Consider the following 14,849-nt stretch of genomic DNA (forward strand, 5'->3'; position numbering starts at 1 on the left):
GATTGCAGCCTATAGACGATAACGATCATTCCTTGCAGATCAGGGCAATGACATGCTCCCATTTATTAGGTCAAGTCCCTTATCTATGCTCAGCCCATTTAAGATCAGATGGAAGTATTGATTCACGTACACGGTATTTGACTTGCAAACGTCCATCCAGTTTAGGATGTACTTCCCCATTTTCTGAAACTGATAACCAGTCAGCACAGTGCAGTAGCATATTTGTCAAGTTATCGTAAGAAAGCTCGTACTTATCAAACTCGGTATCATAAAGCCACACAGGGCTTTCTTCTTTGTCACCCAGAACAACGATATAAAATGCCCATGCGTGAGGATACTGAAAAATAGGCAACCATCTCGGATCGTCTGGTATCTCTTCAATTCCTTCATTCAACCCATGCTTATCAGTACGAAGCCTTACTGCTTCTTCCAGGGGTAAAAAATAGAAAAGATTAAATGCAATTCCATCATTCTCTAATGTGCCGTTACACCACTCATAAAGCTCATATATTTCGTCGGGTATTGTAAACGGCAACGCCTTTACAATTTGATCAATGGCATCAAGAGAAAGCCCAGAACGGAAAACAGATCGTGATTCATGCTTGTGATACCAAGAACTTATGCTTTCTAGTGCCGAAATTAGTTTTGACATCTAACTATCAGGTGATACGTCACACCGTCGCATAACATTCTATTCTGGTGGATGGAAGCATGTAACCATTGCATGCCACTGCGCTCTTGTAATTTTGATCCTAAGGCTAATTAGTTCGATAGCAAATTCAACAGCCCCAAACTCGGTGGAACCAAAGTTCTCACTCTGGTAATGTCCATAATGGGCTGATCCAATACCGATGTTGACGAACATAATTTCAAAAGACCTGGGCTTGCTTGTTTCAAAGATTCAAATAAAGCCAAAGTTTCATCAACCTTCCTCATGCCATAAGAAGTGTTGAGCCTGGTGCAAACGTTTAAGATTTAGTTCTTGTACACCGCAGCACTTTCTAGTACAGTTGCCTGAGCGACTTTTTTATCCATCCCAATAACGGATGCCATCATTCCTTCTCACCAAGATAAAACAGCAATGTGAACCAGTATTGTTGGCAACTGGATACATGGGAATAAGGATAGCTAAAGTCGCAGAATATAAAGGTATTCTGTAGTTCACCTAAAGACTCAGGCCATTTTCAGAATGCCTTCTTAAGATGGGAGGTATAGAGGCAGAACCCCACGCAACAGGGCTGTCCAACACCCATTATGGGGAATTCAAATGAATAGTTCTGACAGCACTCCGCTTGAACTGAGTTACGACTTTGCCCTTGATCGGGACTGCACCACTCTGTCCCGTCATGTCTTAGAACATCTCCAGAGCTTTGGCCCAGAAGCTCAAGATATGAGTGCCTTAATGACCCGAATTGGGTTGGCAGGCAAACTGATTGCCCGCCGTCTCAGTCGAGCAGGGTTAGTAGAAGGGGCTCTCGGCTTTACGGGGGATATCAATGTCCAGGGCGAAGAAGTCAAAAAAATGGACATTTATGCCAATGAAGTGTTCATTGCTGCTTTCAAGCAGAGTGGCCTCGTTTGCCGCTTAGCCTCCGAAGAAATGGAGAAGCCCTACTACATTCCTGAAAACTGCCCCATTGGTCGATATACATTGCTGTATGACCCCATTGATGGGTCCTCTAACGTCGATGTGAATTTAAATGTCGGCTCTATTTTTTCCATTCGTCAGCAAGTCGGCAACGATCCCGACCATACGGGACAGGATCTCTTACAAGATGGGCATCAGCAAATCGCCGCCGGCTATATTCTGTATGGTCCCAGTACAGTCTTGGTGTATTCCATTGGCAAAGGGGTTCATGTTTTTATTCTCGATCCAAGTCTAGGAGAATTTATTCTGGCCGCTGAAAACCTCACCATCCCTAAACATGGTCCGGTTTACAGCGTCAATGAGGGTAACTTCTGGCAATGGGAAGACGCTCTACGAGACTTTACTCGCTATGTGCACCGCCATGAAGGCCATACAGCTCGCTACAGCGGGGCTTTAGTGGGCGATTTTCATCGCATCTTATTTCAAGGCGGCGTGTTTATCTACCCCGGAACCCTGAAAAATCCTGATGGTAAGCTACGACTCCTCTACGAATCTGCACCCTTGGCATATTTGATGGAACAAGCGGGGGGACGGGCGAGTATTGGCCAATCTTCATTACTCGATGTTGTTCCTGATCATCTCCATGCCCGCACGCCTTTGATTATTGGCAGTACAGAGGATGTGGCCTTAGTTGAATCTTTTATTGAAGACCGAGAAAGACAGGCTGAAGAAGAACTCGCGCTTAAGACTTAACGCAGAACTGGCAAACATTTGAAATAAATTGATTACGGAGTTTCTTATGACTAATCATCTCCTAGAAATTAGCACCTTTGGCCAAAGTATTTGGATGGACAATCTTAGCCGCGATTTAATTGAATCGGGTGAGCTGAAGCAAATGACCCAAGACCAAGGTATTCGTGGGATCACATCTAATCCCGCCATTTTTGAAAAGGCGATTGCCGGTAACGCAACCTATGATGCTGATATTGAAGCTGGGATCAAAGCAGGAAAGTCGGTTCTGGATATTTATGAGTCTTTGACCTTTGATGATATTCGCAATGCCTGCGATATTTTTAAGCCCATTTATGACCAAACCCAAGGTCTAGATGGCTATGTCAGCATTGAAGTTCCGCCGAACATTGCTAACGATACCCAAGCCACGATTGAGCAAGCTCGCCGGTATCACCGGGAGATCGGTCGTGAAAACGTCATGATCAAAATTCCGGGTACACCCGCCGGATTACCTGCAGTGGAGCAGGTGATTGCCGATGGCATTAACGTTAATGTTACCTTGCTGTTCTCAGTCCAAAGCTATATTGATACCGCCTGGGCCTATATTCGCGGCTTAGAAGCGCGCGCTGCTAAAGGTGAAGCTATTAGCCAGATTGCGTCCGTCGCCAGCTTCTTCCTTAGCCGCATTGACTCTAAAGTCGATGGGTTGGTCGACGCTAAGCTCAAGGCTCTCAGCTCGGATCAGTCTCATCTGGCGACCCAAATTGCTCAGGTAAAAGGCAAAGTTGCGATCGCAAATGCCAAGATTGCGTATCAGGAATACAAAAAGATTATCCAAACTGACCGCTGGAAGGCTTTGTCAGCCCAAAGGGCGAATATCCAACGCCTCCTGTGGGCCAGCACTAGCACTAAAAATCCAGACTACAGCGATGTCATGTATGTGGATGAGCTGGTTGGACCGGATACCGTGAACACTCTGCCCCCCAATACGATCCAAGCCTGTGCCGATCACTGTGATGTTGCCAATCGCGTGGAGCAAGGGATCGAGCAAGCCTATGAGACGATCGCCAACCTCTCTAATGCCGAAATCAATATCGATCTGGATCAAGTGATGGCTGAATTGCTATCGGAAGGAATTGACAAATTTGTGCAGCCTTTCAGCTCCTTACTAGACTCTTTAGAAGAAAAGGTCCAGCGGTTGACCACCGTATAGACACTTTGATGACTTAAGTTGGGCCTGGCGGATTTGGCGTTGCCGAGACGTTCAAATTCGCTGGTGCCAAGTTTTGATTTTCACAGTTTCCAAGTTCACCTACCCCCCCTTTGTTTGCCCAGCCTATGGTTACGCTTGCTGAAAATCCGCTTCGCGTGGGGCTCCGCCAAGAACGCACACCCGAGCCCCTAATTATGGTGATCTTTGGTGCCTCTGGTGACCTCACCCAACGAAAACTCGTTCCCGCCCTCTACCATCTCAAACAACAGCGTCGCCTACCCGCAGAACTAACTATTGTCGGGGTTGCTCGACGGGAGTGGAGCGATGATTACTTCCGGCAACAGATGCGCGAAGGGATTGAAGAATTTTCGGATGGGATTCAGTCGGAAGAGGTCTGGAACAGCTTTGCCGAAGGGTTGTTTTATTGCCCCGGCAATATGGACGATCCCCAAGCCTATCAAAAGCTGAAAACTCGTCTAGAAGAACTGGATGGCCGTCGCGGCACCATGGGCAACCGGGTGTTTTATTTGGCGGTCTCTCCCAAGTTCTTTGCCGAAGCGATTCAGCAACTGGGAGCCGCCCAGATGTTGGCAGATCCCCTTAAAACGAGGCTGGTGATTGAAAAGCCCTTTGGTCGGGATTTAGGATCAGCCCAATCCCTCAACAAGGTCGTCCAGGAAGTCTGCGCTGAGAACCAGGTCTATCGGATCGACCATTACCTAGGCAAGGAAACCGTTCAGAACTTGCTGATCTTCCGGTTTGCCAATGCCATTTTTGAACCCCTGTGGAATCGGCAGTTTGTTGATCATGTCCAAATTACCGTGGCGGAAACCGTTGGGGTAGAAGAACGAGCAGGCTATTACGAAACCTCTGGTGCCCTGCGGGATATGGTGCAGAACCATATTATGCAACTGCTTTGCCTAACGGCGATGGAACCCCCTAACTCTCTGGATGCCGATGCAATTCGTACGGAGAAAGTGAAGGTGGTCCAAGCGATGCGATTGGCCGATATTCATAACCTCGAAAACTCCGCCATTCGCGGCCAATATACCCAAGGCTGGATGAAAGGTGAGCAGGTGCCTGGCTATCACCAAGAACCTGGTGTAAGTCCTAAATCCACCACCCCCACCTATGTGGCCCTGAAGCTGCTGATTGACAATTGGCGCTGGCAAGGAGTGCCCTTTTATCTGCGCACCGGCAAGCGTTTGCCCAAAAAGGTGTCGGAGATTTCTATCCACTTTCGCCAAGTGCCATTTTTAATCTTTCAATCCGCTGCCCAGCAGGCAAATCCCAATGTTTTAGCCATGCGCATCCAGCCTAATGAAGGGATCTCCTTGCGATTTGAAGCCAAGATGCCAGGACCCGACCTACGAACCCGCTCCGTGGATATGAACTTTAGCTATGGTTCTTTCTTTGGCCAGTCGACTGGAGATGCCTATGATCGCCTCCTCTTAGACGCCATGCTCGGTGATCAAACCCTGTTTACCCGTGGGGATGAAGTTGAGGAGTCTTGGCGGGTACTAACCCCTGCCTTAACAGCCTGGGAAGTCCCTACAGACCCCGCTTTAGTTCCTACTTACGAAGCCGGGACTTGGGAACCCGAAGCTGCCGAGCTATTGCTCAACCGCGATGGTCGGCGCTGGCGACGACTCTAGATATTTAATATGCGCACTTAGTTCTCCATATTCTTCGCCCTATGACTACAACATCTGCTCCCATCGTCTCTTTGCAAGCCCCGAAGGACGTTTCGCTCAATGATATTAATGCGGAATTAAGCAAAATTTGGACCAGCTACAATTCCTCTGGCAATGGGGGGATGTTTCCCACCGCGACTCGGGCAGCCACCTTTAGCTTGGTCGTCTATGAACCCGAAGAAACTCAGCAGCTGTTGGCGGCTTTAGGGTTCTACACTGGCCCGGTGGATGGCATTTATGGTCCCCGGATGGAAGCCGCCTTGCGATCGGCCCAAACAAAATTTGGGTTGGCAGAAACCGGCAAGCCCAATTCTGAAACCCTGGCTAAACTGCGCCAAGCAATGACGGAGCAGCAGATCAGTCAGACTCAGGATGACGGCTATGTGTTGGATGCAGGGGGAGCGGGTATTGCAGATGCGATCGCAAGCCAAAGTCCCTGCCGCGTCATCTCTCTCTTTCCCATGGGAGGGGAAGATGAAGGTGTCTTAGCCCAGCTGTCTGCCTACTGCCCCGTCAAAAAGCAAAACCGCAGCTCATTGATTTGCTGTGAGTATATTTCCCTCAAAGGTACCGAAGCAGCCCTTGATCGAGTCGGTGGTCTGGTCCAATCTCTGATGATTGGGGGACTCCCCAAATTCTTATGGTGGAAAGCTGTTCCCGCCGCCAATATGGAGCTGTTCCAGCGGTTAGCCGCTTCTAGCACCGCCGTGATTGTGGATTCTAGCCAATATCTAGATGCCCAATCTGAGTTGATTCATTTGCAAGACTTACTGATCCAAGGGACGAATATTGTTGACCTAAACTGGCGACGGTTAGCGGCATGGCAAGAATTGACCGCCGAAGCCTTTGATCCGCCTGCCAGAAGAGCTGCCCTCAATGAGGTTGATCGGGTCACTCTAGATTATGAAAAAGGGAACCCTGCACAAGCTTTGATGTTTTTAGGTTGGTTAGCGAGTCGCCTGCAGTGGCAGCCGGTCGCCTTCACCGCCGAAGGTGGCGACTATGACCTGAGACGGATTCAATTTGTTAATTCTGAGCAGCGCACTATTCAAGCAGAACTTGCAGCGATACCCACCCAACCTGGAGAAGTTGCGGGAGACCTGATTGATTTGAAACTAGCCTCCACTAATTTACAGGCTGATTGCTGTACAGTTCTTTGTTCAGAAACGAAAGGCTGTATGCGCATGGAAGCAGGAGGCGGTGCCCAATCCTGCCGCATTCAACATGTCACTCCGTTGCAAGATCAATCCTCTGAGACCCTGCTAAGCCAGCAATTACAACGCTGGGATCAAGATGTGTTGTACTCAGAAAGCCTCGCTGTTACAGCACAAATGTTAAAGCTTGCATCAAGCTAACCCCCTCTCAATCATTTCATAAACGAGAGGAAGCGATATTCATATGAAGTTCTCCCTGAGCATCCCTTTATGCTGTTAAGGGATACAGCTGGGCCATCCACATATCGGCTGGATCACTATAATATTCGACTTCGTCAACCTGAAATTTGAGGTGTCCTTCTGGGCTAGCGATGTCAATATAATCGCCTGGGCGAACAGCAGGGCCTTGCGCCGTCATGTAGCTGACCGAAGAATCGGTACTAGTTTCAAGAAAGAATTCAGTTCCAAGCTGACCCTGATCGTAGCGGTGGGTTTTGTGCCTGCGAGCTTGAGGTCTTTGCTCCAAAAATAATTGACCGAGTTGCCAATTCGGACAAATGGATATTCCCATAGTTCCCCCGTTGGAAATAAATGCTTGCGTAACGACGGCTCCAAGAGTCAGTACAGTTGCCAATGACCCATACCGGAGCTTTCCCAGTGATAAAAGTCTCACCTTTAAGTCTGACAATAGTGGGTTTAATAAAAACCCAACACCGTAGGATCACTGATTTCTTTATTTTTTTTCAAGGTCGATGCCCCGTGAGCCGCCTGAAACTACGGGAAGACACCGATGATCAATCCTCTTGAGAGAGTTCCCTTGCCGAGCATAGATGTTGTACGCTGGCACAGCAGATTTAAGATGCAGCGATACCGTTTCCAAGAGGGCCATAAATGTCACTAGTGATTGCTGCCGATCGCAGTGGTGTGGGTAAAACCACTATCACTGCTGCTATCCTAGCGAGTTTACAAGCCCGACCCGGGGTTGTTCAATCCTTCAAAGTTGGACCGGACTACATTGATCCAATGTTTCACACGGTGGTCACCCATCGTCCTTGCCGCAATTTAGATCCCATCCTCACGTCTGATCACTACATTCAGAAGCTCTTTCAAACCCATACGCGGCAGTCAGACTATGCCTTGATTGAAGGGGTGATGGGATTATTTGATGGTGCCATCGGCCAAGACGGTAGAGGCAGCACCGCCCATATTGCTCGGCTGCTTAATCTACCCATTGCCCTCGTCCTAGACTGTAGTCGTCTATCGGACTCCATCGCTGCCTTGGTCCATGGCTACACCTCCTTTGATCCTCAGATCCAAATCGCAGGGGTTATTCTCAATCGTGTGGGCAGTGATCGCCACCTGCAAAGTTTAAAGTTGGCCTTACAACCGCTATCCGTTAGGATTGTGGGCGTTTTGCAGCGACAGCCTTCCATCCATATCCCCAATCGTCATTTGGGTTTAGTCCCCATCGAAGAATTAGAAGGCACTGAAGGGTTATTGCAGCAGTTAGCAACTGTTGGCAATTGTTGTTTTGATTGGTCAGTCTTGTTGCCCTTGTTGGCAACATCTGCCTCGTCCCGCCCTCAAGATGTTCCACCATTACCAGCACCGTATATCTCCCCCCAGACACGCCCTCATCATTCTCTCCAACCGTCCAGCGCAATTCGGGTTGCGATCGCACGGGACGTTGCCTTTAGTTTTTACTATGCCGATAACCTGGATCAGCTAAGGCAGTTGGGGGCAGAGCTGGTGTATTGGAGCCCCATCAACGACAAGGCCCTCCCTATCAATATTCATGGTCTCTATCTCGGGGGCGGCTTCCCTGAAATGTTTGCTGTCGAGTTATCGCAGAATCTCGCCGTTCGGCAGGCTCTTAAAAACGTGATTCAAGCTGGGTTACCCACTTATGCAGAATGTGGCGGGCTAATGTATCTCTGTGAATCCTTACAAACGCTGGAAGGGCACTCATTACCAATGGTCGGTGTGCTGCCGACCAACGTCAAGATGACGAAGCGATTAACCTTGGGGTATCGGTGTGCGATCGCAACCCAAGATACCCCTCTCCTGACCGCAGGCACAACGGTATGGGGTCATGAATTCCACCACTCCCAACTCGATCACATCGCAGAGAATCCAATCTATACCCTTGCAGCCAACCCGTCAGCAGCCACTCTCCCCCAAATGGAAGGTTGGCATCTCTACAACCTGCATGCATCCTATCTCCATCTCCATTGGGGGCATCACCCGGAACTCCCTCAACGTTTTCTCCAGCAATGCCAGTCGTTTAGGCATGATATGGATGGACCGGAAAATAGAACGCAGCATCTTTAGCCATTGGAGCGAACAACTCCAAGAGCCAGCGATTGATCACCCCATCATCTTCTGAACTGTCCGCGTCGCAAAGCCTCCTCCACTATATTAATTGCCAATCCTGGCAATATGACAGAGTCTTGAATCTGACCACAACGGCCATTAGCAATCTCAAACGCAGTGACTTTCCCTACCTGAACATCGACCACCCAATATTCTGAAACACCTATCCGTTTATATAAAGCCCCTGATGACAGCACGTTGAATGCATCGTTATTGACTGAGCCAGGCAATGGCTTCTCGAATCCACGCTTCGGTATCTTCATTTTTGGCCAACGCCGTGTTTTGCCCCACAGCCTGTAATGCTCGCATCACTTCCTGGCTGGTATATCCCAAGGCCAAGAGCGTCATTTCTACATCTTCTTGCACGCTATCAATGGGCCCTGCACTTGGTAACGTCTTTAAACCCGCCTGATCGCGCCACTCCGCCAATTTTGACCGCAGCTCTAAGGCAATGCGTTCCGCCGTCTTCGCACCAACCCCAGGAGTCTTAGCGAGTAGCTTCGTATTGCTATTGACAATGGCTTGAACCAGATCCTGTAACCCCAAGGTATCGATTAAGGCCAATGCCAACTGCGGACCAATCCCACTCACAGCAATCAATTGACGGAACAGATCCCGCTCCGCCACAGATGCAAATCCAAATAACACCAGTTGATCCTCACGAACTTGCAAATGAGTAAACACCTGCATTACTTCATGATCCAGCGGCAGGTGCTGGCGAATTCGTCCTGGGACATAAAGGTCATAGCCCACCTGATTGACCGCCAGGGTCAACACGGTGCGGTTGCCAGTTTGCTGAAGACTGACCACATGCCCTTGCAGAAAACCAATCATTTGACATAACTAAAATGACGAAGTCCTTCTAAAATACCGCCCGCACAGTTTGCGGTAGCTAGGTAGATGTAATCACTGCCGTTCTCTTGATGCCATTGCAACAATTCTGGGCAAGCATTACCAACAATAATGCCGCGTTCCTGACCGGTGCTAAATAAAGCTTGATCGTTGCCCGAATCGCCACATGCAACGGTTTGCTCTGCTGTGACGCCAAACTGTCCCCGCAAGTATTGCATCGCTTGTCCCTTATCTCCGTGGAGGGGCAGGATATCTAGATCTTTCCCACCGCTATACACGAGCTTGACGTCTAGACCTCGAATATGGAGGGCGACATCTAGGCGAGGCAATAGATCCGTCGCTAAGGAGGGCTCTAGAAAAAAGCTGACCTTATAAGGGCTTTGTTCCGCCTCGGGCTGTAACACTAAATCATTAAAGTGGGCGGTAATTGACAACACATCTTCGCGTTGCCACCCCTGGTTGAGTTTTTCTGACCAATCTGGATCAGGGGTTGTGCTGCCGCCATAGTAAATCTCAGTTCCCACTGACGTCACTAGGGCATCTGGAACCAGCATTGGTTCTTGGGACCGCAATTGGTTGAATGAGGTTAAGGAACGTCCTGTGGAATAGACTAGCAACAGTCCTTGCGCTTGCCGAACTTGCATCAGCGTTTGGTTGAGCTGTTCCAGAGCAGGTCGATCACCGACGAGGGTATTGTCTAAATCCGTTATCAAGAGAAATTTTGTCACAATAGTTCCTAAAACACTCCCTAATGTTTAGTCTATTATTCTGAGAAAGCTTAACATAATGAAATTTTCCAGTTGGCAGCGGTGGATCCAGTGGATCCCAGTTCTGGACCGACAGGTGTGGATTTTAGCGGTGGGACGGTTACTCTCACAAATGGGCACCGGGTTCACGCTGTATTTCTTACAAATTTTCTTTGTGAATCAAGTCGGGCTGACCGCTACCTCCGTTGGTTTTGCAATTGGAAGTGCCTCTATCTCAGGCGTGGTGGGCAGAGTGTTGAGTGGAGCAATGACGGATTCCCAGTGGTGGGGACGCCGACGCACCTTGCTATTGTCGCTGTCCATTTCTGCGATCGCAGCTAGTCTGATTGCGATCGCACAATCGTTCTGGATGCTCGTCCTCGGTAATGTGGTGATGGGCTTCAGTGTGGGCCTCTATTGGCCGTCCACAGAGGCCATTATTGCCGATTTAAGCGAAGGAGAACAACGCCAAGAGGCTTTTACCATTACCCGATTTGCCGATAGCGCTGGTTTAGGCTTAGGGGTTGTCCTTGGGGGAGGCTGGATTGCGCTGACTCAAGCCTATCGTGCCTTATTTATCATCGATGCTATCTCCTTTGTGATTTTTCTGGGGGTTGTCTATTTCACCATTGCTGAAACTTCCCATCCTCATACCCGGGGTCATCATGGTTGGCAAGGTTGGCTTTTGGCAGTTAAAGATCGACGATTACGCACCTATATTCTTGCCAATATCTTGATGACAACCTATCTCGCCCAAATCCACAGCACCATGCCGCTATACTTCAAAAATTTTTCCCAGCAAAGTAGCGGACTCTCAGAAGTGGTGATTACGGGATTATTCTCCTGGCACTTGGGTGCCAGCGTGGCCTGTCAACTGCCAGTGGCTCGCTTCCTCCGACGGTGGCCCTATCCTCAGGGGCTGATGGTTTCTGTCGGCTGCTGGGGCATTGGATTTTTGTTAATTGGGATGACGGGGCTGGTGAGCCAAGGCGCTCTGATCTGGGCAAGTTTGGGTTTGGGAGTCCTTGCGATCGCAACGATCGCCTACATGCCCATTGCATCCTCATTGGTTGCGGATTTAGCCCCCATTGAGAGTCGCGGAGTTTATCTGTCCATTAATTCCTTGTGTTGGGCAGTAGGCTATTTTCTGGGGCCTGCATTAGGCGGTCTGGCCCTAGACCAGCAGCAGCCATTTATCGATCTGTATTGGGGACTGCTTGCCCTCAGTATTGGTTTAGCCCTTGCTATCCTAAAACATTTGGATAATCTGCTCGGAATCTCCTTGACCACTCCTGTGACATCTGACCATGCACAGGGATAGCTTTATCTAGAAATAGCATTTTTGCGAATGTTGGGATTACAAATCAGCCTAGCCTATTTTCCATAAACTGCTGGACTTCAACGATGATTCCTTAGATTTTCAATATTAAACTTCTACGTATCCCTCAGCTTTTTGTCAGACTATGGGAGAGTAATATGCTCTCAACAGCCGAGATCAAAGTCTTGCTATGACCCTCTGTATCGCCCCTCACTGTTCCAAGCCAGATAATTCTGACAACAGCGTATTTTGCCAAACCTGTGGGTCAGAACTGCTCTTAGAAGGTCGATATCGCGTTACCAAACTGATCGGCCAAGGTGGATTTGGCAAAACCTACGAAGTGCGGGAAGTGGTCAGAGCGACAGGTAACAGCAATAGTGGCATTCCTAAAGTACTCAAAGTGCTGACCGATCAACAGCCCAAAGCCGTTGAACTCTTTACGCGGGAAGCCCAGGTTCTCAGTCACCTGCATCATCCTGGTATTCCCTATGTTGAAACCGATGGCCATTTTATTTTTTGGCCTCGGGACAGTCAAACGCCTGTGCACTGCCTGATTATGGAAAAAATCGAAGGACTGGATCTGTGCGACTATATGAGGCAGCGCCAGTTTCGACCCATCAGTGAACAGCTTGCCTTAGAATGGTTGACGCAAATTATGACCATTCTGAATGAAGTTCATAGTAAGCAATTTTTTCATCGCGACATCAAACCTTCTAACATCATGCTGCGCCCGGATGGACAGCTGGTGCTGATTGACTTTGGTGCCGTCAGAGCCGTAACGCAAACTTATATGGCCAAGCAAGGAGCTCAAGGCGTAACCGGTATTCACTCCATGGGGTTTACGCCGCCTGAGCAGATGAATGGTCAAGCTGTTATGCAATCTGACTTTTATGCATTGGGTCGGACATGGGTCTATCTACTGACGGCTAAAGAGCCAACGGATAGCAGCATTTATGATCCTTACAATGACCAATGCCAGTGGCGAGAGTCTGCAACTCACATTTCACCCCCCTTTGCCAATTTAGTAGATGACCTTATGGCCCGGGTACCCAAAGACCGGCCTGCCAACACCCAGGTTATTCTGCAACGTCTACGAGATCTCGATCAAGGCTTAGAGCAATCTCGCCAGCAAACTGAAGTGAGTCAAGCTCCTAGAGTGAGTCAAGCTCTCAGCCCACCCCCTATGCCTTATCCGTCAACGCCACCCGGTTCACCGCCTCCACCTCCTCCTGTTCCTACATCAAACGTCCCTCCAACTGATATCCAGGAACCGTTTAAACCGCCAGACTATGCACAATCTCACCAATTCACCCCTTACCCCAGCCCTCAGGCTTCTTCAAGCATCCCCCCTACAGATATTCAATCCCCTAGTTATAGCAATCCTCTTTCCCAACCTCCCTTACCACCTCCCCCCGCGAACGAGTTAGAAGAGGCTCATCAACAGATAAAACGGGCCTGGATTGCTGGTCTTGTTTCCGTCATCATCACGTTCATTGGTGCCCTCGCTTTAGCAGAAGCAGAAGACAGTGATTTTTTATGGATTGCTGTATTACTGGTAGCAGGGTTTACTTTTGGCATTTATAAAAAGATAAGAGTTTGTGCAGTACTCATGCTGGTGTACTGGGTTTTGAGTACTTTGAGTGCTGTCTTTGGTCCAGAGGAAGGGGCTACTAAAGTCTTTGCTTTGGGGATCGGAGGAGTACTCATTTATTTCTTTAGTCAAGGGGTTAGAGGGACTTTCACCTATCACCGACTAACCAATCCCCAGCGACAATAGAAGACGACTATAGGGATAAGGGGCTATTAAGGGCTGTTGTTCTAGGTTCCGTTCGCAATCCAGTTACGAACAATCTGATTGACTTGATGCGGATCTTCGTCTTGAGGGCAGTGGCCTACCCCTTCGAGGACAATAAAGTCTTTCACCATCGGAAACTGAGTTAATTCGCGAGCAAGTTCTACAGGTTCCCAAGGATCATCTGCTCCCCAGATGCACAATACGGGACAACTGACTTCAGCCAGTAAATCTTCGGGCAGGGGGCCTTGGGAATAATTGATAAAGGCTAGGAAAACATCGGCAGCCCCTGGATCTAAAGCAGGCTGAATCAACAAATCCACGAGTTCATCGGTCACAGCTGCCGTCCTACCATAGGCTTGCTCCAAAATCTGGCGCACCGTTCGCGGTCGGGCCAACCGATGAAAAAAGAAATGACCAATCGGCTTCACAGAGAGTACGGATTGAAACAATGGCGCTGAGAACTTTCGGTACCAGGGTAAACCAGCCCGTTTGCGATCGTGTAGCAACCGTAACGAGCAGTCCAGCATGACCACACTGGTCGCTCGTTGAGGTGCTAGGACTGCTGCCTGCAACGCCACAATACTACCAATTGAATTGCCGACAAGGCACGCTGCTTCGCCCACGACTTCTTGGCAAAAATCAACGATTTGCTGGCCCCACGTTTCGAACTCATAGACAATACTCTGGCCGGAAACCAGCGGTCCCGGTGTTGGCTTTGATGATTGCCCAAACCCAATCAGGTCTAACGCATAAACGCGATGGTGTTCGGCCAATTCAGCAATATTGTTGCGCCAGTGACTACTAGATGCACCAAACCCATGAATTAAAACGATGGCTGGCCCCGTTGTCCCTGCAGATTGATATCGAATGGAAAAACCTTGCCACTGCCAGTTAGCCGCTTGAGATTGATTTGCTAGCGAAGTGACCATATTTGTTTCTCGATGCTTCTCAATAATTTTAAACATTTGCTAGGATAGCGGGTACAACTCTGATACATTGGCCGCCATGAGAATGAAATCTTGGGAGTCTCCCCGCCGCGGTCGGCAACGCAATACCAAGTCCAAACGGTCTGCTGCCCGCTTGAGACAACTGAAAAAACAACGCAAACAGCTCCGTAAACGACTCCAATACGACAAGCCAGCAAAAAACCCTTCAGGTATAACACCTGAAGGGTTTTTTGTAGAGATCTGGTTTGACCCAAATCTGGCAAATCCCCAAAAGCAATCGGTGTAGTCTGCAGACTACACCGATTGCAAATTAGCCTAAATGATTAGACACTCTAACCAATTAGCCGTTGATGACAGGAGCAGTGAGAGCAACAGGAGCAGACTCACCAGCAGCCAAGTCTAAGGGGAAGTTATGAGCATTACGCTCGTGCATAACT

General features: G+C 48.9%; 13 protein-coding genes and 1 pseudogene. 8 read left to right on the top strand and 6 right to left on the bottom strand.

Features of this window, described 5'->3' with window-relative positions; translation table 11 throughout:
• Positions 1 to 79: 79 nt before the first annotated feature.
• Positions 80 to 652: an SMI1/KNR4 family protein gene (locus Q0991_RS07475; RefSeq protein ID WP_299486942.1), complete on the bottom strand. Its 573-nt coding sequence runs from the start codon at positions 650 to 652 to the stop codon at positions 80 to 82.
• A 615-nt stretch (positions 653 to 1,267) separates the two neighbouring features.
• On the opposite strand from Q0991_RS07475, the gene fbp reads away from it, so the two are divergent.
• From fbp to opcA, 4 genes are all read left to right on the top strand, one after another.
• Positions 1,268 to 2,341, top strand: a complete 1,074-nt coding sequence (gene fbp / locus Q0991_RS07480) for a class 1 fructose-bisphosphatase (RefSeq protein ID WP_299486943.1) — start codon at positions 1,268 to 1,270, stop codon at positions 2,339 to 2,341.
• 46 nt (positions 2,342 to 2,387) lie between these two features.
• Entirely contained in the window at positions 2,388 to 3,533 is a 1,146-nt protein-coding gene (gene tal / locus Q0991_RS07485) for a transaldolase (RefSeq protein WP_299486945.1), read from the top strand.
• A gap of 125 nt (positions 3,534 to 3,658) precedes the next feature.
• Complete coding sequence (zwf, locus tag Q0991_RS07490; RefSeq protein WP_299486947.1) at positions 3,659 to 5,188, top strand: glucose-6-phosphate dehydrogenase; 1,530 nt, start codon at positions 3,659 to 3,661, stop codon at positions 5,186 to 5,188.
• 41 nt (positions 5,189 to 5,229) lie between these two features.
• On the top strand, positions 5,230 to 6,582 hold the full coding sequence (gene opcA, locus Q0991_RS07495; protein ID WP_299486949.1) for a glucose-6-phosphate dehydrogenase assembly protein OpcA: 1,353 nt from the start codon (positions 5,230 to 5,232) through the stop codon (positions 6,580 to 6,582).
• Positions 6,583 to 6,649: 67 nt separating this feature from the next.
• Here opcA and Q0991_RS07500 read toward each other — a convergent pair whose 3' ends face one another.
• Positions 6,650 to 6,952 (bottom strand): hypothetical protein, encoded by a 303-nt coding sequence (locus Q0991_RS07500; RefSeq protein WP_299486951.1) that lies wholly within the window; start codon positions 6,950 to 6,952, stop codon positions 6,650 to 6,652.
• 320 nt (positions 6,953 to 7,272) lie between these two features.
• Here Q0991_RS07500 and Q0991_RS07505 point away from each other — a divergent pair, with 320 nt between their 5' ends.
• Positions 7,273 to 8,712: a cobyrinate a,c-diamide synthase gene (locus tag Q0991_RS07505; protein ID WP_299486954.1), complete on the top strand. Its 1,440-nt coding sequence runs from the start codon at positions 7,273 to 7,275 to the stop codon at positions 8,710 to 8,712.
• Positions 8,713 to 8,964: 252 nt separating this feature from the next.
• Here Q0991_RS07505 and ruvA read toward each other — a convergent pair whose 3' ends face one another.
• Together ruvA and Q0991_RS07520 are read right to left on the bottom strand one after the other, a co-directional pair.
• The gene (gene ruvA / locus Q0991_RS07515) at positions 8,965 to 9,588 is read right to left on the bottom strand and encodes a Holliday junction branch migration protein RuvA (protein WP_299486959.1); all 624 of its coding nucleotides are present in this window, start codon (positions 9,586 to 9,588) and stop codon (positions 8,965 to 8,967) included.
• Complete coding sequence (locus Q0991_RS07520; protein WP_299486961.1) at positions 9,585 to 10,334, bottom strand: sucrose-phosphate phosphatase; 750 nt, start codon at positions 10,332 to 10,334, stop codon at positions 9,585 to 9,587. Before Q0991_RS07520 ends, ruvA begins: the two co-directional genes overlap by 4 nt.
• 58 nt (positions 10,335 to 10,392) lie before the next feature.
• On the opposite strand from Q0991_RS07520, the gene Q0991_RS07525 reads away from it, so the two are divergent.
• Entirely contained in the window at positions 10,393 to 11,673 is a 1,281-nt protein-coding gene (locus tag Q0991_RS07525; protein ID WP_299486963.1) for an MFS transporter, read from the top strand.
• 187 nt (positions 11,674 to 11,860) lie between these two features.
• Positions 11,861 to 13,447, top strand: coding sequence for a serine/threonine-protein kinase (locus tag Q0991_RS07530; RefSeq protein ID WP_299486964.1), 1,587 nt, complete (start codon positions 11,861 to 11,863; stop codon positions 13,445 to 13,447).
• Between the two features lie 41 nt (positions 13,448 to 13,488).
• Here the strand turns inward: Q0991_RS07530 and Q0991_RS07535 are convergent, their stop codons facing one another.
• Positions 13,489 to 14,394 (bottom strand): alpha/beta fold hydrolase, encoded by a 906-nt coding sequence (locus Q0991_RS07535; protein ID WP_299486965.1) that lies wholly within the window; start codon positions 14,392 to 14,394, stop codon positions 13,489 to 13,491.
• Between the two features lie 76 nt (positions 14,395 to 14,470).
• On the opposite strand from Q0991_RS07535, the gene Q0991_RS07540 reads away from it, so the two are divergent.
• The gene (locus tag Q0991_RS07540; RefSeq protein ID WP_299486966.1) at positions 14,471 to 14,698 is read left to right on the top strand and encodes a hypothetical protein; all 228 of its coding nucleotides are present in this window, start codon (positions 14,471 to 14,473) and stop codon (positions 14,696 to 14,698) included.
• Between the two features lie 54 nt (positions 14,699 to 14,752).
• On the opposite strand, the pseudogene Q0991_RS25105 reads toward Q0991_RS07540, so the two are convergent.
• A pseudogene (locus Q0991_RS25105) lies at positions 14,753 to 14,849 on the bottom strand (photosystem Q(B) 2 domain protein); the annotation flags it as partial.

This window comes from Acaryochloris sp. IP29b_bin.137 (assembly GCF_028285745.1).
Classification (GTDB): domain Bacteria; phylum Cyanobacteriota; class Cyanobacteriia; order Thermosynechococcales; family Thermosynechococcaceae; genus Acaryochloris.

What these genes read in the sequence shown, in the direction of transcription:
- Q0991_RS07475 (WP_299486942.1), bottom strand. Translation starts at nt 652, where the DNA reads ATGTCAAAACTAATTTCGGCACTAGAAAGCATAAGTTCTTGGTATCAC.
- fbp (WP_299486943.1), top strand. Translation starts at nt 1,268, where the DNA reads ATGAATAGTTCTGACAGCACTCCGCTTGAACTGAGTTACGACTTTGCC.
- tal (WP_299486945.1), top strand. Translation starts at nt 2,388, where the DNA reads ATGACTAATCATCTCCTAGAAATTAGCACCTTTGGCCAAAGTATTTGG.
- zwf (WP_299486947.1), top strand. Translation starts at nt 3,659, where the DNA reads ATGGTTACGCTTGCTGAAAATCCGCTTCGCGTGGGGCTCCGCCAAGAA.
- opcA (WP_299486949.1), top strand. Translation starts at nt 5,230, where the DNA reads ATGACTACAACATCTGCTCCCATCGTCTCTTTGCAAGCCCCGAAGGAC.
- Q0991_RS07500 (WP_299486951.1), bottom strand. Translation starts at nt 6,952, where the DNA reads ATGGGAATATCCATTTGTCCGAATTGGCAACTCGGTCAATTATTTTTG.
- Q0991_RS07505 (WP_299486954.1), top strand. Translation starts at nt 7,273, where the DNA reads ATGTCACTAGTGATTGCTGCCGATCGCAGTGGTGTGGGTAAAACCACT.
- ruvA (WP_299486959.1), bottom strand. Translation starts at nt 9,588, where the DNA reads ATGATTGGTTTTCTGCAAGGGCATGTGGTCAGTCTTCAGCAAACTGGC.
- Q0991_RS07525 (WP_299486963.1), top strand. Translation starts at nt 10,393, where the DNA reads ATGAAATTTTCCAGTTGGCAGCGGTGGATCCAGTGGATCCCAGTTCTG.
- Q0991_RS07530 (WP_299486964.1), top strand. Translation starts at nt 11,861, where the DNA reads ATGACCCTCTGTATCGCCCCTCACTGTTCCAAGCCAGATAATTCTGAC.
- Q0991_RS07535 (WP_299486965.1), bottom strand. Translation starts at nt 14,394, where the DNA reads ATGGTCACTTCGCTAGCAAATCAATCTCAAGCGGCTAACTGGCAGTGG.
- Q0991_RS07540 (WP_299486966.1), top strand. Translation starts at nt 14,471, where the DNA reads ATGAGAATGAAATCTTGGGAGTCTCCCCGCCGCGGTCGGCAACGCAAT.